The 26,049-nt window shown below is 37.0% G+C and carries 22 protein-coding genes; 15 read left to right on the top strand and 7 right to left on the bottom strand.

Features of this window, described 5'->3' with window-relative positions:
• The first annotated feature begins 2 nt into the window (after positions 1 to 2).
• The 5 genes from ACHWSC_RS09560 to ACHWSC_RS09540 all read left to right on the top strand — a co-directional run bounded on the left by ACHWSC_RS09560 (position 3) and on the right by ACHWSC_RS09540 (position 6,041).
• Positions 3 to 1,604, top strand: coding sequence for a NuoM family protein (locus ACHWSC_RS09560; protein ID WP_394676586.1), 1,602 nt, complete (start codon positions 3 to 5; stop codon positions 1,602 to 1,604).
• Between the two features lie 5 nt (positions 1,605 to 1,609).
• Positions 1,610 to 3,094, top strand: a complete 1,485-nt coding sequence (locus ACHWSC_RS09555) for an NADH-quinone oxidoreductase subunit N (RefSeq protein ID WP_394676585.1) — start codon at positions 1,610 to 1,612, stop codon at positions 3,092 to 3,094.
• 206 nt (positions 3,095 to 3,300) lie between these two features.
• Positions 3,301 to 3,906, top strand: coding sequence for a DUF4254 domain-containing protein (locus tag ACHWSC_RS09550; protein ID WP_075994236.1), 606 nt, complete (start codon positions 3,301 to 3,303; stop codon positions 3,904 to 3,906).
• 3 nt (positions 3,907 to 3,909) lie between these two features.
• Entirely contained in the window at positions 3,910 to 4,935 is a 1,026-nt protein-coding gene (locus tag ACHWSC_RS09545) for a glycosyltransferase family 9 protein (protein ID WP_394676584.1), read from the top strand.
• A complete protein-coding gene (locus ACHWSC_RS09540) occupies positions 4,932 to 6,041 on the top strand; it encodes a glycosyltransferase family 4 protein (RefSeq protein ID WP_394676583.1) in 1,110 nt (369 codons plus the stop codon). The genes ACHWSC_RS09545 and ACHWSC_RS09540 overlap by 4 nt, the downstream gene beginning before the upstream one ends.
• Here the strand turns inward: ACHWSC_RS09540 and ACHWSC_RS09535 are convergent.
• Both ACHWSC_RS09535 and ACHWSC_RS09530 read right to left on the bottom strand, forming a co-directional pair.
• Positions 6,036 to 6,995 (bottom strand): glycosyl transferase family 90, encoded by a 960-nt coding sequence (locus ACHWSC_RS09535; RefSeq protein WP_394676582.1) that lies wholly within the window; start codon positions 6,993 to 6,995, stop codon positions 6,036 to 6,038. The two genes, ACHWSC_RS09540 and ACHWSC_RS09535, sit on opposite strands and share 6 nt — an antisense overlap.
• 31 nt (positions 6,996 to 7,026) lie before the next feature.
• On the bottom strand, positions 7,027 to 7,692 hold the full coding sequence (locus tag ACHWSC_RS09530; RefSeq protein WP_394676581.1) for a glycosyltransferase family 32 protein: 666 nt from the start codon (positions 7,690 to 7,692) through the stop codon (positions 7,027 to 7,029).
• A 357-nt stretch (positions 7,693 to 8,049) separates the two neighbouring features.
• On the opposite strand from ACHWSC_RS09530, the gene ACHWSC_RS09525 reads away from it, so the two are divergent.
• The 9 genes from ACHWSC_RS09525 to ACHWSC_RS09485 all read left to right on the top strand — a co-directional run bounded on the left by ACHWSC_RS09525 (position 8,050) and on the right by ACHWSC_RS09485 (position 17,724).
• On the top strand, positions 8,050 to 8,805 hold the full coding sequence (locus ACHWSC_RS09525; protein WP_394676580.1) for a glycosyltransferase family 2 protein: 756 nt from the start codon (positions 8,050 to 8,052) through the stop codon (positions 8,803 to 8,805).
• Complete coding sequence (locus ACHWSC_RS09520) at positions 8,802 to 9,818, top strand: hypothetical protein (RefSeq protein WP_394676579.1); 1,017 nt, start codon at positions 8,802 to 8,804, stop codon at positions 9,816 to 9,818. The genes ACHWSC_RS09525 and ACHWSC_RS09520 overlap by 4 nt, the downstream gene beginning before the upstream one ends.
• Positions 9,787 to 10,743 (top strand): hypothetical protein, encoded by a 957-nt coding sequence (locus tag ACHWSC_RS09515; protein WP_394676578.1) that lies wholly within the window; start codon positions 9,787 to 9,789, stop codon positions 10,741 to 10,743. Before ACHWSC_RS09520 ends, ACHWSC_RS09515 begins: the two co-directional genes overlap by 32 nt.
• A complete protein-coding gene (locus ACHWSC_RS09510; protein WP_394676577.1) occupies positions 10,743 to 11,801 on the top strand; it encodes a glycosyltransferase in 1,059 nt (352 codons plus the stop codon). The genes ACHWSC_RS09515 and ACHWSC_RS09510 overlap by 1 nt, the downstream gene beginning before the upstream one ends.
• 77 nt (positions 11,802 to 11,878) lie before the next feature.
• Positions 11,879 to 13,924: a glycosyltransferase gene (locus tag ACHWSC_RS09505; RefSeq protein WP_394676576.1), complete on the top strand. Its 2,046-nt coding sequence runs from the start codon at positions 11,879 to 11,881 to the stop codon at positions 13,922 to 13,924.
• Positions 13,911 to 14,786: a hypothetical protein gene (locus ACHWSC_RS09500; protein ID WP_394676575.1), complete on the top strand. Its 876-nt coding sequence runs from the start codon at positions 13,911 to 13,913 to the stop codon at positions 14,784 to 14,786. Before ACHWSC_RS09505 ends, ACHWSC_RS09500 begins: the two co-directional genes overlap by 14 nt.
• Positions 14,787 to 14,869: 83 nt before the next feature.
• Positions 14,870 to 15,877: a glycosyltransferase family 2 protein gene (locus ACHWSC_RS09495; RefSeq protein WP_394676574.1), complete on the top strand. Its 1,008-nt coding sequence runs from the start codon at positions 14,870 to 14,872 to the stop codon at positions 15,875 to 15,877.
• A 3-nt stretch (positions 15,878 to 15,880) separates the two neighbouring features.
• Positions 15,881 to 16,738: an alpha-1,2-fucosyltransferase gene (locus tag ACHWSC_RS09490; protein ID WP_394676573.1), complete on the top strand. Its 858-nt coding sequence runs from the start codon at positions 15,881 to 15,883 to the stop codon at positions 16,736 to 16,738.
• A 14-nt stretch (positions 16,739 to 16,752) separates the two neighbouring features.
• The gene (locus tag ACHWSC_RS09485) at positions 16,753 to 17,724 is read left to right on the top strand and encodes a DUF6492 family protein (protein WP_394676572.1); all 972 of its coding nucleotides are present in this window, start codon (positions 16,753 to 16,755) and stop codon (positions 17,722 to 17,724) included.
• Here ACHWSC_RS09485 and ACHWSC_RS09480 read toward each other — a convergent pair.
• Genes ACHWSC_RS09480 through ACHWSC_RS09470 form a run of 3 tightly spaced genes read right to left on the bottom strand, consistent with a single transcriptional unit; the run spans position 17,690 to position 20,134 of the window.
• On the bottom strand, positions 17,690 to 18,736 hold the full coding sequence (locus tag ACHWSC_RS09480) for a DegT/DnrJ/EryC1/StrS family aminotransferase (protein WP_394676571.1): 1,047 nt from the start codon (positions 18,734 to 18,736) through the stop codon (positions 17,690 to 17,692). The two genes, ACHWSC_RS09485 and ACHWSC_RS09480, sit on opposite strands and share 35 nt — an antisense overlap.
• Before the next feature lie 7 nt (positions 18,737 to 18,743).
• Entirely contained in the window at positions 18,744 to 19,145 is a 402-nt protein-coding gene (locus ACHWSC_RS09475) for a sugar 3,4-ketoisomerase (protein WP_394676570.1), read from the bottom strand.
• Positions 19,145 to 20,134, bottom strand: a complete 990-nt coding sequence (locus tag ACHWSC_RS09470) for a glycosyl transferase (RefSeq protein ID WP_394676569.1) — start codon at positions 20,132 to 20,134, stop codon at positions 19,145 to 19,147. The genes ACHWSC_RS09475 and ACHWSC_RS09470 overlap by 1 nt, the downstream gene beginning before the upstream one ends.
• Before the next feature lie 132 nt (positions 20,135 to 20,266).
• Between ACHWSC_RS09470 and ACHWSC_RS09465 the strand changes: the two genes are divergently transcribed.
• Positions 20,267 to 20,758, top strand: coding sequence for a SixA phosphatase family protein (locus ACHWSC_RS09465; protein WP_394676568.1), 492 nt, complete (start codon positions 20,267 to 20,269; stop codon positions 20,756 to 20,758).
• A gap of 44 nt (positions 20,759 to 20,802) precedes the next feature.
• Here ACHWSC_RS09465 and ACHWSC_RS09460 read toward each other — a convergent pair whose 3' ends face one another.
• Together ACHWSC_RS09460 and ACHWSC_RS09455 are read right to left on the bottom strand one after the other, a co-directional pair.
• Entirely contained in the window at positions 20,803 to 23,373 is a 2,571-nt protein-coding gene (locus tag ACHWSC_RS09460; RefSeq protein ID WP_394676567.1) for a flippase-like domain-containing protein, read from the bottom strand.
• Between the two features lie 113 nt (positions 23,374 to 23,486).
• On the bottom strand, positions 23,487 to 25,991 hold the full coding sequence (locus tag ACHWSC_RS09455; protein WP_394676566.1) for a DUF5686 family protein: 2,505 nt from the start codon (positions 25,989 to 25,991) through the stop codon (positions 23,487 to 23,489).
• Positions 25,992 to 26,049: the final 58 nt, after the last annotated feature.

Here is a 26,049-nt window from a genome sequence, read left to right as displayed (position 1 = left end):
AAATGCCTATTTTATCCTTATTGATATTTTTACCGCTATTGGCTACGGCGCTCATTCTCGCCCTACCAACACGATATAAATCGAGTTACAAATATATTGCTTTAGCATTCACAGCAATACAATTTGTACTGGCCGGAATATGTTATGCACAATTTGATGCAAGCAAAACAGGAGTCCAAGATCTGGCGGGCTATCAATTTGTTGAGCAACTTTCCTGGATCCGATTAGATTTAGGATCAATAGGTAAATTAGAGATCGATTATCTTATTGGTATTGATGGGATCTCCATGCCCTTGTTATTGCTGAGTGCTTTTGTTATGCTGATGGCTATAGGCGCCTCTTGGAATATCCAGAAAAGTCCGAAGGGATACTTTGCCTTGCTCATGGTACTTAATATGGCCGTTATGGGGATTTTCTGCGCATTGGATTTCTTCCTATTCTATTTGTTTTATGAAGTCATGTTACTGCCACTCTACTTCTTGATCGGTATCTGGGGGGGGGCAAGACGCGAATACGCAGCTATAAAATTCTTTCTATATACCCTATTCGGGTCTGTATTTATGTTGTTGATTATCGTAGGATTGTATTTTTCAGTAATCAACCCCGTGACTGGAGCACATACTTTCAACATGATCTATATGATGAATCCACAGAATTATCTTGAGGGTTCTATTTTCGGCTGGGAGGGTTACCAGGAAATTTTGGGTGTTTCGGCTCGGCTGATCGGTTTCATTGTGCTTTTCTTTGCCTTTGCCATTAAAGTACCCATTGTTCCCCTACATACTTGGCTACCGGATGCGCACGTTGAAGCGCCGACACCAGTATCTATTATTCTTGCAGGTATCCTCCTGAAAATTGGTGGTTACGGTATCATCCGTATCTGTTATAGCATCTTTCCCGATATGGCAGCCCTATCCAATTGGTGGCTTGGCTTAATCGGCGTTGTATCCATTATTTATGGTGCCTTGAATGCCTTATCACAAAAAGACCTGAAACGAATGATTGCTTATTCATCGGTCTCTCATATGGGTTTTGTACTACTTGGTATTGCATCGCTGACTGCCGAAGGTATTTCTGGCGCCATGTTTCAGATGATTTCCCATGGATTCTTATCAGCGGCACTCTTTTTCCTTGTTGGTGTGGTCTATGACCGAGTACATGACAGAAATATCTATAGTTTCCGTGGCCTAGCTCAAATTATGCCTAAATACACAGGTTACGTCGCTGTCGCATTTTTTGCATCCCTGGGCCTGCCCGGCTTTTCAGCCTTTATTGGCGAAGCCTTTGTCATTATCGGTTCCTTCAATGCAGCGAGTATAGGAACCGGGTTACCGCGCTGGATGGCACTTGCGGGTTCCATAGGTATCCTATTAAGTGCAGCCTATCTACTTTGGACACTGCAACGTATGTTCTTTGGACAAATTCGCTTAAAAGGTGGTGAATCTTGGAGTAATGCACTTACAGACCTAAATTCACGCGAACAGATCATCTTATTTCCTACCCTAGCGCTCGCCTTATTACTTGGAGTTATGCCGGCATTAGTATTTAACAATCTAAACGCTAGTGTTCTGAATCTCGTGAGTTTTATCCAACAATTTATTTAATTCGCATGCTCGCATTCAGTCCATATATCAGTTCTTTCATCGATCAGATTATCGTAAGCATTCCTTATTTTAAGCCTGAACTGACATTGATCGTCACTTTTATTGGTACTATCCTCGCTAGTCTTTTTATTGACAAACACTGGAAGCATACCTCTTTTGTCATCACCCTCATTGGGCTATTGCTCAGTGGCTGTTACCTTGTGGGCCAGGGGCTCAGTAAGGTAGAGATGGCTGGCTTTTTTGATATGATCCAGGTTGATGCTTTCGCTACTTCGGCACGACTTATTATCCTGTTGTCAACAATTCTCATTTGTATATTCATTCAACAACGCCATCAAGCGTATGGTCGCCCCTTAGGTGATCTCTATTCGGTACTATTGACAGCAACACTGGGTCTGAATCTATTGACTATGTCGAGTAACTGGTTGATGATCTTTATTGCAGTGGAGACAGTTTCGATCAGCTCCTATATTATGGTTGGCTATTTCTCTTCAACAAAAGTTCAATCGGAAGCTGCTTTAAAATATGTACTGTTCGGATCGATCTGTGCTGCCGTTATGCTCTATGGCTTGTCTTTATTATACGGTTTCACGGGAAACCTGAATTTTGACGCTCCAAGTCACATTGCCGGCTTGATGGAAGCACCCCAGATCATGATAAGCATTGCTTTACTATTTTTGCTGACAGGTATTGGTTTCAAACTGAGTTTTTTTCCTTTTCATGTCTGGAGTCCGGATGTTTACCAGGGTGCCCCAACAGTTATTACAACCTATCTCGCTACAGTACCCAAAATTGCTGTTGTTGTGCTATTATCCAAGATACTTTCAGCCTGGCTGAACGTATCCTTTTATTTTAGTGATTTCTTGACTTATGTGATTATTGCGATCGCCATTGCAACTATGCTGATTGGTAATTTAGCCGCTTTACGTCAACAGGATGCCAAAAGGATGATGGCCTATTCTTCTATTGGTCATACGGGTATACTTCTTATGGCTGTATTGGTTTATCAAAATAATGAATCAAATGTGCTGTTATTTTATCTATCCATATACGCTTTGATGAATATTGCGGTATTCATCTTTATTGATGCTTTGGAAGCTAGTTTAGGAAATACTTCAATTGAATCGTATCGCGGCTTAGGAAAGCAATACCCACTGCTGTTCACCTCCTTTTCACTTGTTTTAATCGCTTTGGTGGGGCTCCCCCCTACTGCAGGTTTTGTTGGAAAACTTTTGGTCTTTTCCAAAGTGTTCGAACAATACCAAAACTTCCAATCCTTCGGTTTATTGGCATTGCTCCTAGTTGGTGCATTGACATCTGTCATTTCCCTATTTTATTATTTTAAAATACCACTGAATGCGTTTCTAAGAGACAATACGGGATCTCCAGCAGTGAAGTTCAATAGGGTACTCTTGTGTATTGGAATCATATGTACTTTAGCCGTGTTGATGTTAGGTATCTTTCCCGATTTATTACTTTCGGCATTCTAGGAAACAGAAAACTTCTTTCATTTTAAATAAGTCTATCGTCCAATTCATTCCTTAATGTCTGCGTTGAATAGTAAGAATAACTCCATAATATATTTTATATTTCCTCAATAAAAGTATTATCTATGGTTGAGGAGAGACCGATAAATTGTTTTTTATGTAAAGCGAATTAAATTGCATATAAAAAGCAATTTATCTAAGTTTGTACCATGATTAGTGCAATAGCAAATCCAATTTTTCAGCGTGCTATCCAGGATTACCACGTCTACGATCAGATTGATCATCCAATCCAAAATCCGTATGACAAACAGTCCCTGGAACATCTCCTCTATTTAAAATGCTGGATTGACACCGTGCAATGGCATATGGAAGATGTGGTACGTAATCCCTCGATTGAACCCCAAGAAGGCTTATACTGGAAAAGACGTATTGATGAATCCAATCAGTACCGAACAGATACCGTAGAGTATATTGACAGTTATTTTCTACAAAAATTTCAAGATATACAGGCGAGTCCTACAGCAACAATCAATACTGAAAGTCCGGCATGGGCTATTGATAGACTTTCCATTCTGGCTTTAAAAATCTACCACATGGAACAAGAAACATTGCGCACAGATGCTTCCGAAGCACATATCATTTCCTGCCAAGAAAAACTGAACGTTTTATTGGAACAACGGAAAGATTTGTCCCAAAGTATTGATGAATTGATGACTGCAATCGCATCTGGCGACAAATACATGAAGGTTTATAAACAGATGAAAATGTATAACGACCCTTCATTGAACCCTGTCCTATATTCTTCAGGAAAATAAAACATGTCCTTACCGCAACGGATCATAGTAACCCGATTTTCAGCTATGGGCGATGTTGCCATGGTTGCCTCCGTATTGAAAGAATTCTGCATTCAGTACCCTGATGTAGAAATTATTATGGTCAGCAGGCAATTCTTTGCACCATTTTTTGATGGAATAAAAAACATACGGTTTCACGCCATTGAGCCCAAAACAATTCATAAAGGTTTTTTTGGTTTGGTCAGGCTAAAGAAAGAGCTAGCACAGTACGGCGCAGATGCTATTGCGGACTTACATTTCAATTTGCGTTCGCGTGTAATTGATCTATTATTTTCCTTATCGGGCGTAAAAGTAAAGCAGCTTGACAAAGGGCGGGAAGAAAAAAAAGCCTTAACCCGGGAAAACAACAAGATTAAAGTTCCACTGAAACTAACCGTAGAGCGCTATGCAGACGTATTTCGTGCATTAGGGTTCAAATTTGAGCTCAGCAAAAAATTGGTTTCTAATTTGCAGGATGTACCCAAAGCTGCTTTTAGTATGTTTGCAAACTTCGATCGAAAGAAAATTGGTATTGCCCCATTTGCACAACATCGCTATAAGATTTTTCCTCAAATCAAAATGGAAAATGTGATAGACGAACTCACGCACAATGGCTATGATGTCTTGTTGTTCGGCGGTGGCGAACAAGAGTTCCAGATTGCCCAAAACTGGACCGAGCGATTTCCCAACACCTATAATACCATAGGCAAATTTTCGTTGCGGGAGGAACTGGATTTGATTTCGAATCTAGATCTCATGATCAGTATGGACTCTTCCGGACTTCATATGGCATCGTTAATGGGCGTAAGGTGTTTTTCTTTGTGGGGAGCAACGCATCCTTATGCTGGATTCACAGGTTATGGGCAGCAGCTAACAGACTGCATCCAAGTTGAGCACCCCAATAGACCAAGTTCAGTCTATGGCAACAAGCCCTGTGATTGTGATGGAATAGAAGCAATTGATTTAATTACACCGGAAATGGTGATCGAAAAAATAACCGGAATAAGATGAGGATTGGGTTCGATGCAAAACGCTATTTTTTAAACAAGACCGGTCTAGGGAATTATAGTCGGGACTTAATTCGTATGCTCGAAAAGTATGCTCCCGAAAATGAGTATCTAAAATATACACCAAAAACTGGTGATCAATATATCAATCAACCAGCATCTCAAAAAAATATCCGGTTGCCACAGGGTTTTATCAACACTACTTGGCCTAATCTCTGGCGTAATCAACGTATTGTTCGGGATTTGAAAAAAGATAAAGTTGATATTTACCATGGACTGTCTGGTGAAATTCCATTAGGTTTAGCAAAGGCACATATTAAATCTATCGTTACCATTCATGATCTAATTTTTTTGAGACATCCTGAACTTTATCATCCAATTGATCGTTGGATTTATAAGAAGAAATTCAAGCATGCCTGCGAGGCATCTGATCGTATCGTTGCCATAAGCGAATGTACTAAAAACGATATTGTCGACCTCTTTCATATACCCGAAGAAAAAATCGATGTTGTTTACCAAGGCTGCCATGAAGCATTTAAAACTATCAAAACTGAAGAGCAGAAAGCAAATCTTCGAGAGAAGTTAAAATTACCGCAGGATTTCTTATTGAATGTTGGTACCATTGAACCGCGTAAAAATATTTTACCAGTAGTGAAGGCCATAAAGGACCTTGATATCCCTCTTGTTATCGTAGGTAAACCAACACGCTACTATCAGGAGATCATGGCCTATATGCAACAAAACAACATGGAAAACAGGATATTCTTTTTCCAAGGATTAGCAATGGAAGAATTGGCCGTTCTTTATGCATCGGCAACGATTTTCATTTATCCCTCAATTTATGAAGGTTTTGGCATTCCCATTATAGAGGCACTCTACTCTGGTACACCTGTGATCACCAGTAAAATGGGCGTATTCCCAGAAGCGGGGGGACCGACATCTTGCTATATTGACCCTACAAATATTTCAGAGATAAAGCATGCTATAATATCCTTACTTAGTGATTCCTCCAAGCGCCATGAAATGATCGAAAAAGGATTGGAATTTGTTCAAAAATTTAATGATGAATGTGTTGCCAAACAGATGGCTTCTATTTATGCCAGCTTATAAATCGACCGACTGACCCGTTGAAATAAAATACTTCTTCAATACATGAAGAGAAACGAACTCTTCTTGTGCCTGATCCATAAATAATTTCACATAGGCATTGGCCTGTTTAACAATTGTTTCAGCCTCTTCGGGATGATCTATATAAAACTGTAATTTTTCTTCCAGGTCCGAATAATCGTTTTTAATACAGATAAAATGATAGTCCGGTAATAAGGTTCCTTCCATAAACCAGGTTTCATACGTTGGCATCGGCATGACAGCGATGGAATTTGACGACATGATCCATTTTAAGTTGGTAGCTACGTCATTTCCTTCCAGGGCAAGAATAAATTTATAAGCTAAATGTCCAGTGATAGAAAGGTAATCGTGATCAGAAGACCTAAACGCTCTTTTTAAATCACATAAGGGATGACTATGGTATTGTTGAAAAAATAGTTCCCGATGTGCCTGTGCAAACTCACTCCTCCCAACAAGTCTATTTTTCTTCTTCCGAAAAGCAACATGGTCGGTAATAAAGTTAAAGTGTCGGCTCTTATCCAGGTTCAACAATACCGAGTTAGCATTGTCACCTGCGATTGGCCTACTTTTCACTAAGGCAGGTTTATCCGGAATAGCAATAATATCACCTGGAAGGATCTGAAATTTCAGTTGCTGATTAAAATAATCAAGAAATTGCTTACTGTCGAAATAGTAAACCCGTATCTTCTTGGGCATCTTATAATCTTTGATCTGAATCGCATCGTTTGACAAAGACCGCTGCGGAGATAGTTTATTATAATAGTTTATCCGAAACCGAACCCATTCAGACTGCTGGGTCAAATCTCTGCTCAGCAACACCGAGGCCTTTTTCCGTAGCAGAAACTTTGGTCTCAGCTTTCGTCCAAATACACTCAAATAATAAAAGAATTTAACATTCTTATTTTTTAAAAAGATCTTCTTGAAATTCAACTTCATAGCATATATAAGAAATAAGAGCTGTCACTATCTAATCGTCCTTAGGTTTGACCACAGGTACACGAAGCTGCATTTTTTTCCAATGTAGTGAGCGATCACCGTAAATCAGAATCTTACTTAGTTTATACTTGAACTTCAAAAGCCCCTGATAATCGTCGGTAATACGACGATAGGCAACCTGAGGATCTTCTTCTAAAACCCGATTTATTGCTTCGGTATATACTGTTGGCCCTGTCATCTGATGGACATCATGTGGATATCTATTTTCCTCGATATTTCGTACGATCAATTCAATCGTCTTTTTCAGGAATGGGTGTCCTTTATCGTAGATCAATGCCCATTGTGCATAAAGACTTCTATTCTTCTCATGCGTAATCACCGCCGTATCTTCTGGTTTAATCACTTCATCCAAAACGCCAATAATATCACTATCTAAATCCAAATAGATACCTCCATGAACATACAAAACCGCATATCTAAAAAAATCCGCTTTAGCGGCACCGATCTGCAACCGGGCAAAAGCCTTATAAGTACGTTGATCAAAATTTTCACTAATGAGTGTATCAATTTGACCATCATCAAAAAACTGTCTAGTATAGCCTTTATTTTGCTTTAAAAATCGCCAAATATAAAACTTTGTCAACAAGGGTATCTTATTGGTCTTAAAAGTCTGATAGATAACTTTTGGAATCGCCACTTGGAATAAAAATTAAATTATGGTAATAAACAGCGTGTATAGTGATGTAAAAATAAATTCAAAACTATAAAACATGCAAAAATAACGATATATCCCTTACAAACACGTATTTTCTAATATTTAGTTAATCGCTTAGTGTTAATTAGAACAATACCTATTCACTTCACAAACATTTCATTTTTTTTATATTTTATTACAAAAAATATGTAATATATTTGTCACAAAGCAATAAAGCCCACCTTGGTGATCTACATTGTGAAAACATTAAATGTCATTTTTTCAACTAAATTGTAACGAATAAGTGAGCTTTCACGTTACAATAGCGTATGGTCCAATTTTTCAATTATATCGTATACCTTGAGTCAAAAAATAAGCGCTTTAATCATTACATACAATGAAGAGGATAATATAGTAGAAGTCCTCAAAAGCATGGAGTTTGCAGATGAGATCATCGTTTTGGATTCATTCAGTACTGATCGAACGGTTGAGCTAGCCGGTCTGCACCCCAAAGTGAAAATTTATCAGAACAAATTTGAGGATTTCACCAAACAGCGCAATTTGGCCCTGACTTATGCGAATAACGATTGGGTGCTTTTTTTGGATGCCGATGAGCGTTTGACTTCAGCATGCCAAACGGAGATATTATCGACAATAAACGATCCGCAAGCAAAAGACGCGTATTACATGTATCGTTTATTTTTCTTTTGTGGCGAACGCATTAATTTTTCGGGAACACAAAATGATAAGAATTTCCGTCTGTTCAAAAAAAGTAAAGCAACATACGACACCAAAAAAAAGGTGCACGAGACATTACTGGTTAATGGCACGATTGGTAGCTTAAAAAACAAGATATGGCATTATTCCTTCGCAGACTACGCGAGTTACAAGGAAAAAATGGTCCATTATGGTCAGCTCAAAGGGAAAGAACTATACGCTAAAAATAAGCGGTACTCACTCTTAAGTCACCTAGCTAAAGTGTCCTTTAAATTTTTTAAGGCATACTTTTTGAAACTAGGAATATTAGATGGGCGACGAGGATACCAACTTTGCTACTTACAGAGTCTCAGTGTACATGAAACTTTTAAGTCATTGAAAAGAGAAGAAAAAAAATGAAGATTTGCATTATAAGCTTTGATTACTGGAATTACGACCACCACATTGTAAAGAAATTGCAAGAGAAGGGTATTGATGCATCACATATCAATATGGGTGCCTATAAATACAAAAACTTCGGTGAGCGGGCTTCAAATGCAATCAGCAAAATTTTTCTGAATAAAAACATCAAACATGTAAAACGTCAGGAGTACGTAGTAGATACACTGAAAAAACTAGGTCCCCAAGATCAGATACTCGTTCTAAATCCCCATACATTAGATTATCAGACCATCAAAGAGATCAAATCATATACACCTTACTTAATTTCTTATCTCTATGATAATTTAGAACGTTTTCCAATTGAAGAAAAATTGGAATTGTTTAATAAGATCTATTCTTTTGAAGACAAAGATGTAAAAAAATATGGCTTTGAAAAGATAACAAACTACAACTATCTTTCAGAACAACCCATTCAGGCCGAAGAAATTGACAATGACTTATTTTACATTACTTCCTATGATAAACGACGTATTAAACTCCTTCGTAAACTCACGGTTCGTCTCTCGGCATTGGAAGTAAGGAGTAAGATTATTGTGGTTGGAAAACAAGTATGGAAAGAGAAACTAAAACAATTATCTTCCAGCAAACTATTTAGCAAGTATATTCAACTAAGAAAGACCCCGATATATATAGATGAAGTATTAGACGAGTATAAGAAAAACAAAGTAATTTTGGATCTTATGCGAGATGGCCAAGAGGGGTTAAGTTTTCGTGTTTTTGAAGCGATGGCTTTTGAGAAAAAACTCATTACTGACAACCCCAGTATTCTGAACTATGATTTTTACGATCCTCAAAATATCCTATATATAGCTAACGACCTAGAGCTCCTAAACGAATCTTTTTTTGATACGCCCTATAAAAGAATTCCCACCGAATTATTTAGAAAATACACGCTAGATAATTGGCTCAACAAAGTATTTGGTCTTGAACAAACCTTAAATGAAAAAAAAATTACTCTTTATAGCTCCTAATTATTACGGGTTTAATGAAGTTGTCTATAAAGGATTACGATCCTTTAGTGATTACGAAGTAATTGAAATCGATTCAACAAAGCCCTATAAGTATAAAAATATTGGTGAAAGGATATATAATTTTTTTCTCAAGAAATTTAAAGGACTTAATCTTAAAAAGGTAAAATCCGAGTTCTACGTTCAAAAATCCATTGAAAAATGCGAACAGTATGATTTGCTCCTCGTAAATAGGCCTGACCTATTGACACAACATGCATTGGAGACTGCCGTAAGTAGATCAAAAAAAAGCAAGGCGATTCTTTGGGACAGCATCGAGAAAATTCCACAATCAAATGAATCTCTTTCGAAATTTGATACCGTTCTGAGCTTCGACCCTGCTGACTGTTATAATTATGGATTTAGCCCCATCACTAATTTTTACTTTAAGGAAGCTCAAAATGGGGAGATAAAATTTGACGTAGCCTTATTGATAACATACGACAATAGAATTAATGATGCTATTAAATTATTTCGATATTTCAACAACCATGGGATAAAAGCAAAAGCACGAATTTTTGCTTATAAAAAAGATCAAATCAAAGAAAAACTCCCGAACAATATGGAAATAATCGAGCAAATTATTCCTTTTAAAAACTCCTGCGAATATTATTTCGACAGCAAGATCATATTAGACCTATCACATCCACATCAAAAGGGACTTTCTTTTCGTCCCTTTGAAGCTCTAGGACTAAAAAAGAAGCTAATTACAACAGCCGAGAATGTAAAATCCCTGGAATTTTACAATACGACAAATATCCTATATCTTCAAGATATTAATAACATTGAGATCCCTGAAAATTTTCTAAAAGATGAGTATCTTAATCCAGATTTACAAATAACAAAAAGGTACTCTTTAGAAAATTGGGTGGAAAACGTTACATCATAATGGAAAAAGATTTTATCATTTATTTTATCTGTCCGACAAATAAATATGCTACTGGTGGGGTTAAACAGATGTATAGGCAAGTAGAAATATTAAATAATGCTGGAATTAATGCTAGAATCCTACATAAATGGCATGGGAATAAAGAGAAATGGTTAGAAAATGATCCTCCAATTTCCTATAATCCATATATCTTTAAGCAAATAAAATACATTGCTAAGTCAAAAACCATCAATATCCTCAGAAGAATAACGTTATTTCTTCTAAAGTTGGTCAGCAAAAAATTAGAAAGTAATTCCATATTAGTCTTTCCAGAATTTTATGGCTTAAATGCGCATAAAATAACCCCGAATTTCCCGCGGGTAATATTTAATCAAAACTGCTATTACACATTCGACCATTCAACTAACTTTGAATTGCAGAAAAACACATATACTGACGATAACACTCTAGCAGTACTCACTGTCTCTGAAGACTCTCAAAGTTACCTGAAATATGTCTTTCCAGAAATTTCAATCCATAAGCTAAGATTGGGTATAAATGATAAGCTTTTTTTTTACTCCAAAGAGAAGAAAAAACAAATATGCTTTATGCCAAGAAAACTTTCTCACGACGTAGCGCAAGTTATCAATGTACTTCGACTCAAGGGACTAGACAACTCTTGGAATCTAGTCGCTATTGAAGATAAAACAGAAAAAGAAGTCGCGCAGATCATGCGTGAAAGTGCAATTTTTTTAAGTTTCAATCATCGGGAAGGATTTGGGCTACCACCAGCCGAAGCAATGGCCTGTGGCTGTATTGTTGTAGGATATAAAGGCAGAGGAGGCGCAGAATATTTTAAACCAGACTTTTCATATGCTGTTGAAGAGGGAGACATCGTTGGATATGTAGACAAAATTATTTATATAATAAATCTATTCGCTAACAATGCTGGTCTTATCATAGCCCAAGGACAACTTGCTTCCGATTATATTTTAAAAAATTATAGCTTAGATAACGAAATTCACGACGCAAATACATCGTGGAAAGATATCATTAAAAAATACGAGGAAGTTTTTTAGCACATCTTAATATTCGGTTGCTCTTACTATCTTTAAAACCTCAAACAATACTTTTTCATAACTCATTGAAATAATACATGGGACTTCGCACGATAATTAAAAACTGGATTAACAAAACAAAATATATCAATAACCTGCATGCTGAACAAATTGAAGTTACTGATATACCTTTAACCTTTACGCGGAGTAAACTAGTATTCCCGCATTTCTCAAATCCGAAGGTTTCTATTATTATTCCTTTCTATAATCAGGAAACATATACTTGGTCATGTCTAAATTCGATAAACCAGCATCTACCGACTGTTAGCTTTGAAATCCTTCTTATCAATGATAGAAGTAGTGATTCAACTGATTTTTCTCTTATTGAAAATATCCAAATTATAAATAATTCAGAAAATTTAGGATTTTTAAAGAGTGTAAACCGAGGGATTTCAATAGCACGTGGTGAATATATTTATTTGCTAAATAATGACACGATAGTTAAAGAAGGATTTTTAGATGCACTCTACGAAGTTTTCACAACCTTTCAAAATGTTGGGGCTGTTGGTTCAAAACTATTAAATTCGGATGGCAGTCTTCAAGAAGCCGGTTGTGTCTTCATGAAAGACTGCAATATAAGTCAAGTAGTTAGAAAAGAACATTATTATCCTGAAGTAAATTATATTTATAAAGTGGATTACTGTTCTGGGTGCAGTCTCTTATTCAAAAAATATAGTGATAATAATGAATTAAATCTTTTTGACGAACAATTTGCTCCAGCGTATTTCGAGGAAACGGATCTATGTTTCTCGTTTAAATATCTTCAGGGTAAAGATATTTATTATACTCCTTTTTCCCAGGTGGTTCATTTTAATGGAGTATCTTATAACGCTAAAAACGGATATCAGAACCAATCTAAAAAGGAGCTCTTCGAAAATAACTTGGAGAAATTCAAACGTAAATGGTCAAAAGAAATCGCAGGTATTTCTGCCATAAATACCGAGCAGCGGATATTGGAATTATATAATAACAAAAGTATTGTCTTCTTTTATTACCGCCTACCAGAATACGATAACAATTCAGGTGATTTAAGATTTACTGAGATAATCAAAGCATTTAAAATCTTAGGTTATCATATCACATTGATTGTTGAATCCAATAGGATCGATAATCCCTATTTATCCTTTTTTCAAAAAATGGGTGTATCCACTTATTATGAATATAGAAAGAGAAAAGGGCTCAGAAAATTCTTTAGCAACATTCAGCATATCAGTCCTATTTGTTGGTTCTACACCGCCGATGTTTTCGTCTGTTATTATAAAATTGCTCAACAATTGCTGCAAATACCGAAATTAGTATTTGATATGGTTGATATTCATCATCTTAGATTGTTACGTATGCTAGAGCACGACCCCTTAAATAAAAATTTAAAGAAATGGTATATCAAAGCACTGAGAAATGAAAAAATAGCAGCGTCGAGAGCAGACATTGTTATACCAATATCAGATGAAGAAGGAGTTTATATGGAGAAGTTCTGTTCTGCTAATAAAATGATCGTAATTTCCAATGTACATTATCCAAAAGTAAAAATTGAGCAGACACCTAGTTTTCGCCAACGTAATAACTTGCTTTTCATCGGGTCAAAGCACCTCCCAAATCTCGATTCAGTACAATTTCTTTATGAAGATATTATGCCACGTATCTGGGCTACAAACCCGGAAGTTGAGCTTCACGTTGTGGGAGATGTCAACACATTATTAAATATTTCCGATCCTAAGATTAAATTACTTGGACATGTACCAGATATAACACATTACTTTCTTAACAGTAAATTAATGGTTGCGCCATTAAGATATGGCGCTGGTGTTAAAGGCAAAATCGGACAAGCTTTTGAATACTATCTTCCGGTTGTCACGAGCCAAATAGGCGCCGAAGGAATGAAACTAGTCGATGGCGAAACAGTATTATTAGCAGAAACAGCAGAAGAGTTCGCAGAAAAAATATTGCTTCTATATACTGATGAAGTTTTATGGAAAAAAATTCAATCGCATTCCGAAAAAGGACTTCGGCCATTTTCTAGAGAAACCTTATTTAATAAAATCAAAGCAGTAGAATTACAATCAAAAAATCATGACGTTAATTAAAATAGGTTATTTATTATCTTATGACTATCAATATATTATACCCTCAATTAAACAGGTATATACAGAGGCTGACTGCATAACTATAAGCTACGACATCAATAAAAGAACCTGGACAGGTAACTATTTCGAAATACCAGAAAGTACCTTCGAAGAGATAAGAAAGCTTGACACCGATCATAAAATTCATTTTTATGCTGATGATTTCTATGTTGCAGGACAAGCTCCCTTGATATCCGAAACTAGACAACGGAATATGCTCGCTCAAGCTATGGGCAAGGGCGGATGGCATATACAATTGGATAGCGACGAGTACCCGTACGATTTTAAGAAACTAACAACATTTCTCAGAAGAAATAGATTTCTTTTGAAACAACCGGATAAAACGCCTGTTACCTTTCGAGTCAAACTAATAGTATTATTCAAGAAAACAACCGATGGTTTTTTTATTATATCCCCTTATAATGAATTGTGCAGTTTGGTGACCAACCTCCCCTTTTATAGCAAGGCAAGGGCTACGCAGAATACAAAAGAATATATATTAAATTATTATGTTATTCATCAATCCTGGGCTAGAGAAAATTCCGAAATACAGCAGAAAATCAATAATTGGGGCCATGTAAATGACTTCGATACTATAGAATTCTATAGAAGTTGGGATAAACTATCAGCTGAGAATTATGAAAATTATTTGGATTTTCATCCTTTACCCGCCTGTAGTTGGGAAAAATTAGATTTTTTTCCAGCCAGTAATCTTGATAACTTTATAAAATCTATAAATGTTAAGCTACCCCAAAAGAATATAAATTGGCCAATATCCGCTTTCAAAAAATCTATTTTTTATTTAAAAAGTATTTTTAGATGAGGCTCAATTTCCTTCTAGAATTAGCGAAGCTAAAGCTGTGAAGAGGATATCTATATCAAATAAATAAGATCAATCTATTAATTATGTCGAATGAAATAGAAGTTACCATATTAATGGCCGCCTTTAATGCTTCAAAATTTATTGCCGATTCTATAAAGAGTGCTTTAAATCAAACATTTCAAAACTTTGAATTGCTTATCATCAATGACGGTTCTACTGATAATACAGAAACAATCATTCAAAGCTTTCATGATCCCAGAATAAGAGTTATAAAAAATGAAACAAATCGTGGATTAATCGAAAGTAGAAATATCGCTTTACTTGAAGCCCAGGGGAACTTTATCGCTATTTTGGACAGCGATGACATAGCTATACCAGATCGTTTAGAAAAGCAGCTAAATGCCTTCCAAAATAATCCCGATCTTGCTGTTGTTGGCAGCCGAGCGCTTATTATTGATCAGAACGGCAACGAGACTGGAGAAAGACTCGATGTTTTCACGGATATAGACAAAATAAAAATTACCCTGTTTTTTGAAAACACAATTGTTCATTCTTCGACAATGATCAAAACTAAAATATTCAAAGAAGTAAATGGATATCAAGGAGATATTCTGATAGAGGACTACGATCTCTTCTATAGAATTTCCCAAAAATATGCAATTGAAAATTTAGAAGATTACCTAGTGAAATATAGGATACATGGAACAAATATTTCCATACGGAAAAGAGACCAGCTTGATCAAGCGCTCTACAACTTAAAAATTAGACAGGTTAATCAATTTGCTTTAAATGTTGAATGCAAATATATCGCCATTCTTTTAGCTAATTTTAGAAGCGATAATTACACACTAGAAGAAAATTTTTATATCCTTGCATTACTTAAAGAAAAGAATAAGCAGTATAATATCTATAAACAGGAAGCTTTTTCAAAAGAGCTTTATAATAAGTGGTTCGAAATTGTTATAAGAGCAGGAAAGTTCCAAACAATTAAATTATTATTAAAAAAACCCTTGTTTGAATGGCACATATGCGAATTCAGGCATCTAAGAAAAGGACTTAAACAAACGTTATCGTCCTTTCTCAAAAGATAACTTATGAAGATTGTAAAATTCTTAGGCGGCCTAGGAAATCAGCTCTTTCAGTATGCATTTTTTTTGTCATTACAACAAAAATTTAAGCACGTAAAAGTCGATTTAGAAGATTTTAATGGCTACCATGTACATAATGGTTTCGAATTAGAAGCAGTGTTCAACATTAAACTTCCACAACTCAGCACTTTTGAAACAAATATCTATACCAGGAACAACAATAAATGGCTATGGAGAAAATTGAGAAGACTGTATAATACAAAGCATATCTATTTTGAGGAAACTTCGCCTTTTTCTTACACAAAAGATATTTTTGAAGACAATAGAAGTCGCTACTACTGGGGTTATTGGCAACATATAGATTATCTTAGTCAAGTTGCCCCTCTACTCCGACAAAAGCTCCAATTTCCTAAGATGGATGATCGCGAGAATATTCTTTTAAAACATATTATCGACGAAGAAAACGCAGTATCGTTACATGTTAGACGTGGTGATTATCTACAAGAACCCTTATTTAAAGATATATGTACAGAGGACTACTATCAAAAAAGCATACAGTATATTCTTGAGACCCAAGATTCACCGCTTTTTGTAGTATTTTCTAATGATATACAATGGTGTAGATCAAAGTTTATAGGTATAAATGCGATTTTTGTTGAACATAACTCCGGCTCTAATAGTTTTCGTGATCTACAGCTCATGTCATTATGTAAACATCATATTATTGCGAATAGCAGTTTTAGCTGGTGGGGCGCTTGGTTAAACGATAATCCTGGTAAAGTTGTCGTATCGCCAAAAAAATGGATTAATGATGCTACGATAGAGACTACGGGATTAATTCTACCAACTTTTGTCACATTTTAACTCATCTAGATTCTATGATGATGCAATTATTTACAAATAACCCAAAATACGATATTGTCATCTGCTTAGGTCCGCAGCACATTGAAACTGCAAAGGTTGTGATCAAACAAGTTAAGCGATTTTTTCAAGCAAAACAAGTCTATCTCATAACAAACGTTTCTCATTTCGAAAAATTTCAGTCATTCAATTTAACGAACTTAATTTTTGTTAACGAAAATGAATTATTCGACCGATTTAATTTTCAATCTGTCGCCGACTTCTTAAGACAAAAAATAAATGACGAAGATCGAGCCGGCTGGTACTTTCAGCAATTCTTAAAAATGGAAATCTCCAAAATCATTCAAAGTGACTATTATCTAATATGGGATGCAGATACCATCCCATTAAAACCAATCAATTTCTTTGACGAAGAAGAAAAGGTATTGATCCATAAGAGTGAGGAAAACCACACCATATATTTTAAAACAATGGAACATATACTTGGTTTAAAAAAAACAGTCAACTACTCGTATATATCAGAACATTTTATGGTCCAAACAAAGCTGATGCAAAAAATGCTACTTGAGATCAGCAAAAACGCAGGTGATCTGGTCTGGCCATATCATATCCTTGAAAATATAGCCGCAAAAGATATATCTCTTTCGGGATTTTCAGAATATGAAACCTATGGTAATTTCCTTAACTCAACCAACCCCGACAGTTTTCGGCTACGAACCTCTCCTTCAGAACTATTAAATACGACTAGAAACGGTAGCATGATTTTCGGCACCTTACCAAACACAAAAGATCTTAAATTTTTAGAGGTCTTGGGTTTACATTATGTTACATTCGAAATCTGGCAAGATGTTAATCCTAAAGACATTAAAACCAACAAAAGACGCGTTGCCTTCTTTTTTTTGCTGGAAAAAATTCCAATGCTAAAATCTCTGAATAAATTAATCATAAAAAACTTTAGGAAAACTTATTCATTACCTCAACCACTCTAAAAATATCATCCTCCGTATGTCCGTAAGAAATTGGAAGGCTCAATATAGTTTGATGAATTTTCTCAGAAATAGGATATCTATCACCTGATAAAATTCCCTTCATCGCTTTTTGTTGATGTGGAGCTATTGGATAGTGAATTTCCGTGCCTATTTCATTATCCAATAAATACTGCTTCAACCGATCACGTTCAGGGTGACGAATTGCAAAAATATGATAAACATCTTCCTGTAAAGGTTGTATGACTGGAAGAATAAAATCAGACTTTAACTCACTTAGGTAGGTTGCTGCCAAGCTCCTTTTGTGGGCTGTGATCTTGTCTAGAAATTTTAATTTCATAGACAAAAAGGCTGCTTGCAGCTCATCAAGCCTCGAATTATAGCCCACTTCATCAAACACATATTTAGCAGACGATCCATAATTCCTTAAGATCCGAATCGAATCATTCGGTTTTTCATCCCTACATGTTATGGCTCCAGCATCCCCTAATGCGCCTAAATTTTTAGTTGGATAGAAGCTGAACGCCCCAAAATCGCCAAATGAGCCTGCCTTTTGGCCATTGTAGCTAGCACCATGCGCTTGGGCACAATCTTCAATTACCCGCAGATCATATCTTTTCGCTAAAGAAATAATTGGGTCCATATCACACATCTTGCCATAAAGATGAACAATTAAAATAGCTTTAGTCCTTTCTGTAATAGCTGATTCAATTTTTTTAGGATCAATATTGTAGGTAGTCACATCGGGTTCAACAAGTACGGGTTGTAGCCCCACCTGCATAATGGCCAGGATTGAAGCGATATAGGTATTAGCAGGAACAATCACTTCATCGCCGGAATTAAAGCCGAAATAGCGCAATGACAAAACTAACGCATCTAATCCGGAGGCTACTCCGATGCAATGTTGCACACCACAATAATCCGCAAATGTCTGCTCAAATTGTTTCACTTCTTTCCCCAAAATATACCAGCCACCATGCAATACCTCATGAAAAGCCTGCGTATACTCTTCCATAAACTCCTTATTGACCTGCTGTAAGTTCTCGTAAACTATCATGTATAAAATAGGGTTCGTAAATATAATCTGTTGAATCAAAATATTCAGAAGCGAGTACCATAAGAATAGCATCTTCCGAAAAATCAAACATCTGATGCCAATCCTTTGGCTCTAAAACTAAGCATTGGTCTGGTGAATCCAATTCAAAAACTTGTTCACTATCTCCATCCTGATTGTAAATCGCGCAATTTCCTTTCAGACAAATTGCTGCCTGTACAGTTTTATGATGCCGATGTCCGCCCCGTATGGATCCGTCCACCCCATAGATATAAAATAACCGTTTCATATCGAATGGGATTACCTTTTCAATCACCGTTAAATTTCCACGGTCATCGGTGAATGTTTTTAAGTCAATTTTATAAGCCATTATCTTAAGAAATAGGATTGATGATAATATTCTCTAAATTTGCCAAGTACATATAAATTGAACATTCGGCGTAGTGATTTACGAATACGCGGAATTTCATTCATTTCATGAAATTGAAGTATGCACGATAAAGACCGTATTTCACGACCTGAATTTTTTAATGCTTTTACATAGGGTTTATACAAGAAATGGATGTCATTTTCACTTATTAAATTGCCTCCTGCGAGAGTAAAAGAATTCTTCTCTGCATATTTTAGCGCATGAAAGTGATAAAACACCACCGGAAATAAACGCTGGCTAGCAAGCTCTTTGCCCCAGACTTGCCCCAATTTATGTTCAAAATCATATTGCTGAACATTCCAGGGCGCTACACCACCGCCCAAATGTTCTAGAACATGCACCCCCGTAAACTTAGTAGTCCATACATCCAGGTATTTTTGATCGCCAAACCTTCCGGGTTCCCTGCGATTATAACACCATTCTATACACGCTTCACGCCACCATTCCAAAACCGTTATGCCTTCTTCTGAATTCTTAAAGTAAACAAACTGTACACAGTAGATTCCTCCCGATTCACTATCTTCATACATGGGACTGTATCGATGCGGAGTTATAATCACCGATGCCCCATTCGCCTCCTCAATTAACTCCATAGGATCGGCATAGAAAAATAAATCCGCATCCAAATAGGTGCAATTGGATAAACCGAATTTTCGAATACTATATAGAATAATTGAAGGCGTACAAGTCCAACAATACTCTCCTGTAGTACGAGTGGATTTTATAGCCAGTAATTGCTCATCTTCAAAATCAGACAATCGAATGATCGTAGCTTTAGCCAGCTGTAATTCAGACAGAATGCGATAACACGCATCATCAAATGCAAAAATATAGAGGTGAAAGTCCCTTGCACACTTTTCGAGTGACCGATACATTGCCAGTCCTCTTGAGAGATACAAAGAATTAAATAAAGTGCAATAACTATTCATATAATATATACTTTTCAAAACTTCCTGTATTATTATTTGTATTCATACGCAAGCCTGCTCATTCCCCAAACACAATGAACCGGAACAACAAGCGTTATTATTTATATTAGTATAGAATCAAAAATTTTAATCATGGACAACAGTAAAAAACTTTATATCATCCGACATGCCAAAGCCGAAACTATTCCGGGCATAAACGATTTTGATCGCGCACTCACATCCGACGGCATACAACACGCAAAACAAGTAGCGGCTAAGCTATCGGCAAAATTGACCTTAGATGAAAACAGTATCGTGATCAGTTCACCAGCCAATCGCGCAATGCAAACAACACGTATTTTTCTAGATGTCATGGGCTCTTCTTCTTTTGATATTCAAATTGAAGAAACAATTTATGAATGTACTTATAAGCACTTGCTATCTATTATCAATGCAATTCCTGATCATATCAATCACGTTCTACTCTTTGGTCATAATCCTACACTAACTGATTTTGTTGAATACTTAACCCGTAAATCAGCCTACTTACGCACCTCATCCTGTGCAGAGATCAAGCTCGACGCAGGTTTTACCTTTCATATGCTCAGCGGCAATTGCGCCGATCTTGTGCAAATAATTGATTAAAATTCTATCAAAGAACAAACTTATCTTCAGATAAGATCAGCTTATCACTTACCCGCATTTGATTTCATTGCCTTATCAATCACCAAAGGCACTGAAATCAAATCCAGATCATGCGAATACACCACAAATTTCTCGACCCAGCAGGGATCAAATTTTTCCTTAAATTCTTTCAGGCCCTTTGGTTGACGGAAGTAAGGATTATTTTCATATAGAAAATTGATCAAACGTTCAACAAGCCCTTTCTTCTTGTCAAATCCCGAAAAAGGAGCCAGTCCCATATTTAAAAAAGAATAACCTTCCTCTTTGCAATACGCTAAAAAACGGATAATTAATACATCCATATTTCCGCCTGGCGCATCTTGCAATTTCCGAATAAGATCATACGTCGCCTCGTCCGGAGCATAATTGGGAATGATATTCAAAAAGGCCAAAATGCGCCCTTCGTTATCCTCCAAAGTAATTACATGGCTATTTTTAATCTTACCAACGTCGAACATGCCTTGAGAAAAAACACGTTCTGAACGCTTCATGTCTCTCAACCAATGATCAGATACAACCTGCAATTTCTGAAGCAAACCATTGGATAACGGTGCGCGATATAAATTCGAAACAAAACCTTTTTTTTCAATGCTATTCACCGCATTTCGAAGTGATTTACGTTTCTTTCCTTCCAGCGAAAAATTATCGACATTGACAATGGCCTCCTCTCCGATCAGAAAAGATTTTTTACCCAACTGCTTGAAAACCCCTAAATGTCTACCATCAACGCGGTAATAGGCTGTTTTTAAACTCGATTTGCGACAATAGCGTTCAAATGCATTAATCAGTTCTTTCATCGCATCTTCAGTATCCTCACAAACGGGTCCTTCGAGCACCATAGCAAAACCATAACATTTTTTATACGCAATAAAGCCCGTCCGCTCCGTGTTAAAGAAAAGATCTTTATCCCCATACGTCTTAAAATAATCAACAGGGGATTTACCATAACGCTCCAAAAGGCGCTGTGCAATTTCAATCTGCCCATCAACCTCTTCTTCCAATAACTGACACGGATTGACCATCCAGTAGAATAATGCTGAAAGACTGATCACACTAAAAAAATTAATGGAATACAAAAAATACTGTCCTATCGTTGTCTGAGGTTCTGCAACATCACCATTAAGTAGCACAAAACCGTGCAGCGTGCTGCTTACCGCATTTAAAATGGTAAAATCCATGTTAAAATGCTTCGCATTCAGAAAATAAAACCCAGTAATTCCATACAACAGCACAACCCCAATAAGCCACAAAACCAAGCTGAGGTTTAAGGAGCTGAATCTCCTATTACTTTGTACAAAATAGTGTTTTGATGAATAAAGGAGCATCAATAGCACCAAAAAGGCGAACCAGGCTTCTTCAAAATCCAGCCCTTTGGAAAGATTAGCAACAATGGAAAGCGAACATAGCGCAACCGCAACATACCAAGCCATACGTAACCCCTTCAACAGAAAACCCGAACACATCACCAATAATATACCGAAGAAAAGTACCGCTGCATTTGAAAAGTTTAAAGCATCATAAGATATAAATTGCTTTAATGCCGTGACACGGCTATGAATCGCCGGCGTCAAGACGGAGATGATATTAATAAGCCCCATCACGAAAATAAAAACAGATGGAAGTATCCGAACAAAGATGTTGTTTTTATTCACGAAGAAACTAATTCCACCCAATGCCAATGGGCCCCAAAACTCAAATAAACGATATAAAAGGGATATAGAAATAGCCTGTTCTTCACTGTAGCCAAACTTACACAGAATGACAACCATAGACACTTCGATCAGTCCCACCCCTTTCATCAATGGTGAAAAACAATAGACCAGCGTTCCGACAGCATAGGTTACTGTACAGGCCAATAACGATGTTTCAAAGCCTAAAGCAAGCATAGCAATATAGATATGCAAAATCCCTACTAGCTCAATGACTGTCGCCCAAATGAGACTTTGCAATACAGCCCAAAAATCCACACCCTTTTTATGGAGTTCATCCCAGGTACCTGCAACTGAGGGAAAATGACGTACTGTAAAATTATATGCTCCTCCTCCACGGTAAAATGATCTACAGTACCAGCCAAACCCCAGCAATAGAACACTAAAAACAAGCATAATTCCAATGATCTGCACATCAAGACCTGCGATTCCTACAAACAGAAAAACAAAAAGACAGAGTATAAATAAGGACACTAGGCTAATAACTGCGTAGATAACAGAAGAAAGATTGGCGTTTGCATCATCAATTCCCTCTTGATTAACTTCTTTCTTAAAGAAAGCCAGTGAGGTAAATCCACCTACCGGAAGAAAGACACTGATAAAGTTTCTCTTTAGAAATAAACGGGTAGCTCCACCCAATGATAACTTTTGTTGCAAAGACTTAAAACTATAGACATAGACCAAACCTTGCATTGCGATGTATGCCAAAGAAACCACGATCCCGATTGCCACCCAAAACAACGAACTTGACTGGATAAGCCCTACCGACGATGCCAGCTCCTGTCTCTGATTTGCAAAAAAATATACGGCACCCAAAATGACCAATAGGCCCAATAAGGATTTCCAGATCAACATTTTGTTTTTCATCAGCATAATTACCTCTCAAATTGACAAACCCAATTATTTCGTTTTTCTAAATCACTTTTACTAATGACATCATTACTTTAAAATAGTCCCAATCCGATTTGTTTTTTTAGGCATCAAAAATCAATACCGATCTTTGCCCTGACACCCCATGGAGATACACCGGAATTATTCAGGTACGTAAAACGGCGAACCAGATCGACGCGTAGAATTTTAAAGATATTACTCAAGCCAACACTCCCTTCTATATAAGCCCCATTATTGAGGGAGAACAGCTGCGGTTCGCGAGGATCCTTAGGTAATTCATCAAAACTTTTCGTGTATCTATTGGAGGCATCGACAGCTCCATACAACATTTTTACAGAGGCAATCTCCCGGAGATCCAGTTTTTTCAGAAGCGGAACTTTATTCAGAAAAAAACCATTAAATGAATGTTGAAGCAATAGTGACGTGTACTTATCACTCATAAATTCCATTGAATTCATCAAATTGTATGAGTTGAGCTGATACGAATAGGTTTGATTTGCCCGGTGAATAATCATCAGCGGATAGGGAACCTTTCCAAATTGGATGCCCGATTCAAATACGATATCGGCAAAACCAAATTGGGACGCAAAAAATCGCTTATTGGCATTTAATATAAAACGTTGGTAGTTATAATCTCCACCCAATAAACCTTTCACACCAACCTGTGCGGCTAAGGTAAAAATGGGCTGACCTGTATTGATAATACGTCTATAGCGTTTCCCTTGGTATAATTTCTCATGTGGAGCCCAGCGAATTTCTCCGGTGAAAGCAGAGGTCCACAGCTCATTGCCGTTACTTCTTCTAAAAGCTCGACGGTCAAACTCCAATATGCCACCTGGGCTAAGGATTTGATTAAAGAACCCTACTTTAAAGGATAGATGGCTTTCAAATTCCTGCCAGTATTCGATCTGCCTCCGCTGTAGATAAAACATTTTGTCATTTTCCCCTCTTCTGAATGAAAGCAAAAAATTGTCATTATCAATAAAATTTAGATCCTGTCCCGGCACCTGCACCTCTTTACTAACCTTAGCAGAGACTAACTTTACAGGAAATTTGTAGACCGATTCTCCGTTAAAGGAGTAGGTGGCACCCATGTTATATTTCCATTGCCTGTCTTTCGTACCATAGGCACCATAACCATCCAGGACCAATGTCTTGCTAAAAATATCCGTCGTGTTGCCACCAAATTTAAATCGGCTTCCTTCTACAGGGTTAAAACTATAAAATGAAGGTACTGGCCCTATTTCGATAACACCGCGCCCATAATAACCCGACATAATGAAGGAGCCCAAAGCCATCAAATTTTTAAAGGATTTTGACTGTTTTAAACTATCGATGTTCGTAAAGGCCTGCTCCTCCAGCCTACTCAGTTTCTCCGGTCTCACAAGATTCCAGTCAATCCCATTCGGATTCTGTGGCCCTGTCCTTGTCAATGCTTTACCATTGACAGCGAGCTGTGTTTCATTGGAAGCTGATCTGCTGGTCACTTTCTCCCCAAACAAGCCCATACCGTCCTTAAAAATCCCCATATCTATCGTCAGTACTCCCCTGCTCAGAAAAAAACGATGCGCTTGATTTTCCGAATAATTCAAAACAATATTTAAACCCTTTACCCAGTTTATATTGGTCGCTTCGTTGATGGTCAGCTCCGCTTGATCCAATGCATAACTCCCGTCTAATCGGATATAGATGAAGCCTGAAAAAAGTGCATCCTCCCTATTCCTCGGCTCTACGCGTATTTTGGCATGCCAAGGTTTACTATCCTTCAAGGTATCAACCAAGTAATACTTATAAAACGAAGGTCCCAACGTTGCTATAGGGCTCAAAAAACGTCTATTCCCAATAGAGACATCCGTATCATAGATATTTGTTTCACCATAGATTTTATCCAAATACTCATCAATACCGTCTTCATCCAGATACTGATCTACGCGCGACTGATTCTCACCCAGTAAAACAAAGCTGTTACCTTTAAGAGCATCCAATTTTCGCTGACCAATTTTCTCATCCATAAATATCGGGATCAGCGACCTACCGGGATATTTTAGCGTATCCATCCCCTGTTTTAAAAATCCGAAACGTTTGAGCAAGCGGGATTTATCCACCTTTTGATTTTGGATAGACAAGGACATCGATAGCTTCTCATATTCTTGATAGCTACCGGCTGTTCCATTTAACGCATTATTTTCATCTCTTTTTTCAATTACTTTACGGATTAAATCTACTGTTGGATTATGTTTATTCGTGTATTTTCTTTTTTTAGGCGCATTCACGACAACTTCATCGAGACTTTGTTGTTCATCTTCCAAACGGATAATAAGAACTTTCTTGCCCTGTGCGACACTCATCGGGAATACCTGTTTTTTATAGCCAACGGCACTTAATAGTAACTCCCAATTGTCAGGCACGGATGGTAACTGGAACTGCCCCTCCTTATTTGTTGCTACAGATTTTGCCGTATTGGAAAGCTTTACAGTAACACCTTGTATAGGTTTTGCCGTTGAGGCATCGAGGACAATCCCTGTTAATGAAGTTCCTTGTCCAAATAGTCGAGAAGTAAAGAACAGTAAAACCAATAAAAAACGATATTGCATAAAAAAACCTTGCATCTAAATTCAGTAGGATGACAAGGTTTTTATAAAAAAGTCCTAA

Source organism: uncultured Sphingobacterium sp. (genome assembly GCF_964277905.1).
GTDB lineage: Bacteria > Bacteroidota > Bacteroidia > Sphingobacteriales > Sphingobacteriaceae > Sphingobacterium > Sphingobacterium siyangense.
The sequence above is the reverse complement of the archived record's forward strand: the minus strand, read 5'-3'. Positions and strand labels throughout refer to the sequence as shown.

Excerpts from the sequence above, each read along its gene's own strand:
- ACHWSC_RS09470 (WP_394676569.1), bottom strand. The coding sequence starts at position 20,134 with ATGAATAGTTATTGCACTTTATTTAATTCTTTGTATCTCTCAAGAGGA.
- ACHWSC_RS09460 (WP_394676567.1), bottom strand. The coding sequence starts at position 23,373 with ATGAAAAACAAAATGTTGATCTGGAAATCCTTATTGGGCCTATTGGTC.
- ACHWSC_RS09480 (WP_394676571.1), bottom strand. The coding sequence starts at position 18,736 with ATGGAAGAGTATACGCAGGCTTTTCATGAGGTATTGCATGGTGGCTGG.
- ACHWSC_RS09560 (WP_394676586.1), top strand. The coding sequence starts at position 3 with ATGCCTATTTTATCCTTATTGATATTTTTACCGCTATTGGCTACGGCG.
- ACHWSC_RS09455 (WP_394676566.1), bottom strand. The coding sequence starts at position 25,991 with ATGCAATATCGTTTTTTATTGGTTTTACTGTTCTTTACTTCTCGACTA.
- ACHWSC_RS09490 (WP_394676573.1), top strand. The coding sequence starts at position 15,881 with ATGAAGATTGTAAAATTCTTAGGCGGCCTAGGAAATCAGCTCTTTCAG.
- ACHWSC_RS09540 (WP_394676583.1), top strand. The coding sequence starts at position 4,932 with ATGAGGATTGGGTTCGATGCAAAACGCTATTTTTTAAACAAGACCGGT.
- ACHWSC_RS09500 (WP_394676575.1), top strand. The coding sequence starts at position 13,911 with ATGACGTTAATTAAAATAGGTTATTTATTATCTTATGACTATCAATAT.
- ACHWSC_RS09475 (WP_394676570.1), bottom strand. The coding sequence starts at position 19,145 with ATGGCTTATAAAATTGACTTAAAAACATTCACCGATGACCGTGGAAAT.
- ACHWSC_RS09550 (WP_075994236.1), top strand. The coding sequence starts at position 3,301 with ATGATTAGTGCAATAGCAAATCCAATTTTTCAGCGTGCTATCCAGGAT.
- ACHWSC_RS09515 (WP_394676578.1), top strand. The coding sequence starts at position 9,787 with ATGAAAAAAAAATTACTCTTTATAGCTCCTAATTATTACGGGTTTAAT.
- ACHWSC_RS09495 (WP_394676574.1), top strand. The coding sequence starts at position 14,870 with ATGTCGAATGAAATAGAAGTTACCATATTAATGGCCGCCTTTAATGCT.
- ACHWSC_RS09505 (WP_394676576.1), top strand. The coding sequence starts at position 11,879 with ATGGGACTTCGCACGATAATTAAAAACTGGATTAACAAAACAAAATAT.
- ACHWSC_RS09485 (WP_394676572.1), top strand. The coding sequence starts at position 16,753 with ATGATGATGCAATTATTTACAAATAACCCAAAATACGATATTGTCATC.
- ACHWSC_RS09520 (WP_394676579.1), top strand. The coding sequence starts at position 8,802 with ATGAAGATTTGCATTATAAGCTTTGATTACTGGAATTACGACCACCAC.
- ACHWSC_RS09545 (WP_394676584.1), top strand. The coding sequence starts at position 3,910 with ATGTCCTTACCGCAACGGATCATAGTAACCCGATTTTCAGCTATGGGC.
- ACHWSC_RS09555 (WP_394676585.1), top strand. The coding sequence starts at position 1,610 with ATGCTCGCATTCAGTCCATATATCAGTTCTTTCATCGATCAGATTATC.
- ACHWSC_RS09535 (WP_394676582.1), bottom strand. The coding sequence starts at position 6,995 with ATGAAGTTGAATTTCAAGAAGATCTTTTTAAAAAATAAGAATGTTAAA.
- ACHWSC_RS09510 (WP_394676577.1), top strand. The coding sequence starts at position 10,743 with ATGGAAAAAGATTTTATCATTTATTTTATCTGTCCGACAAATAAATAT.
- ACHWSC_RS09465 (WP_394676568.1), top strand. The coding sequence starts at position 20,267 with ATGGACAACAGTAAAAAACTTTATATCATCCGACATGCCAAAGCCGAA.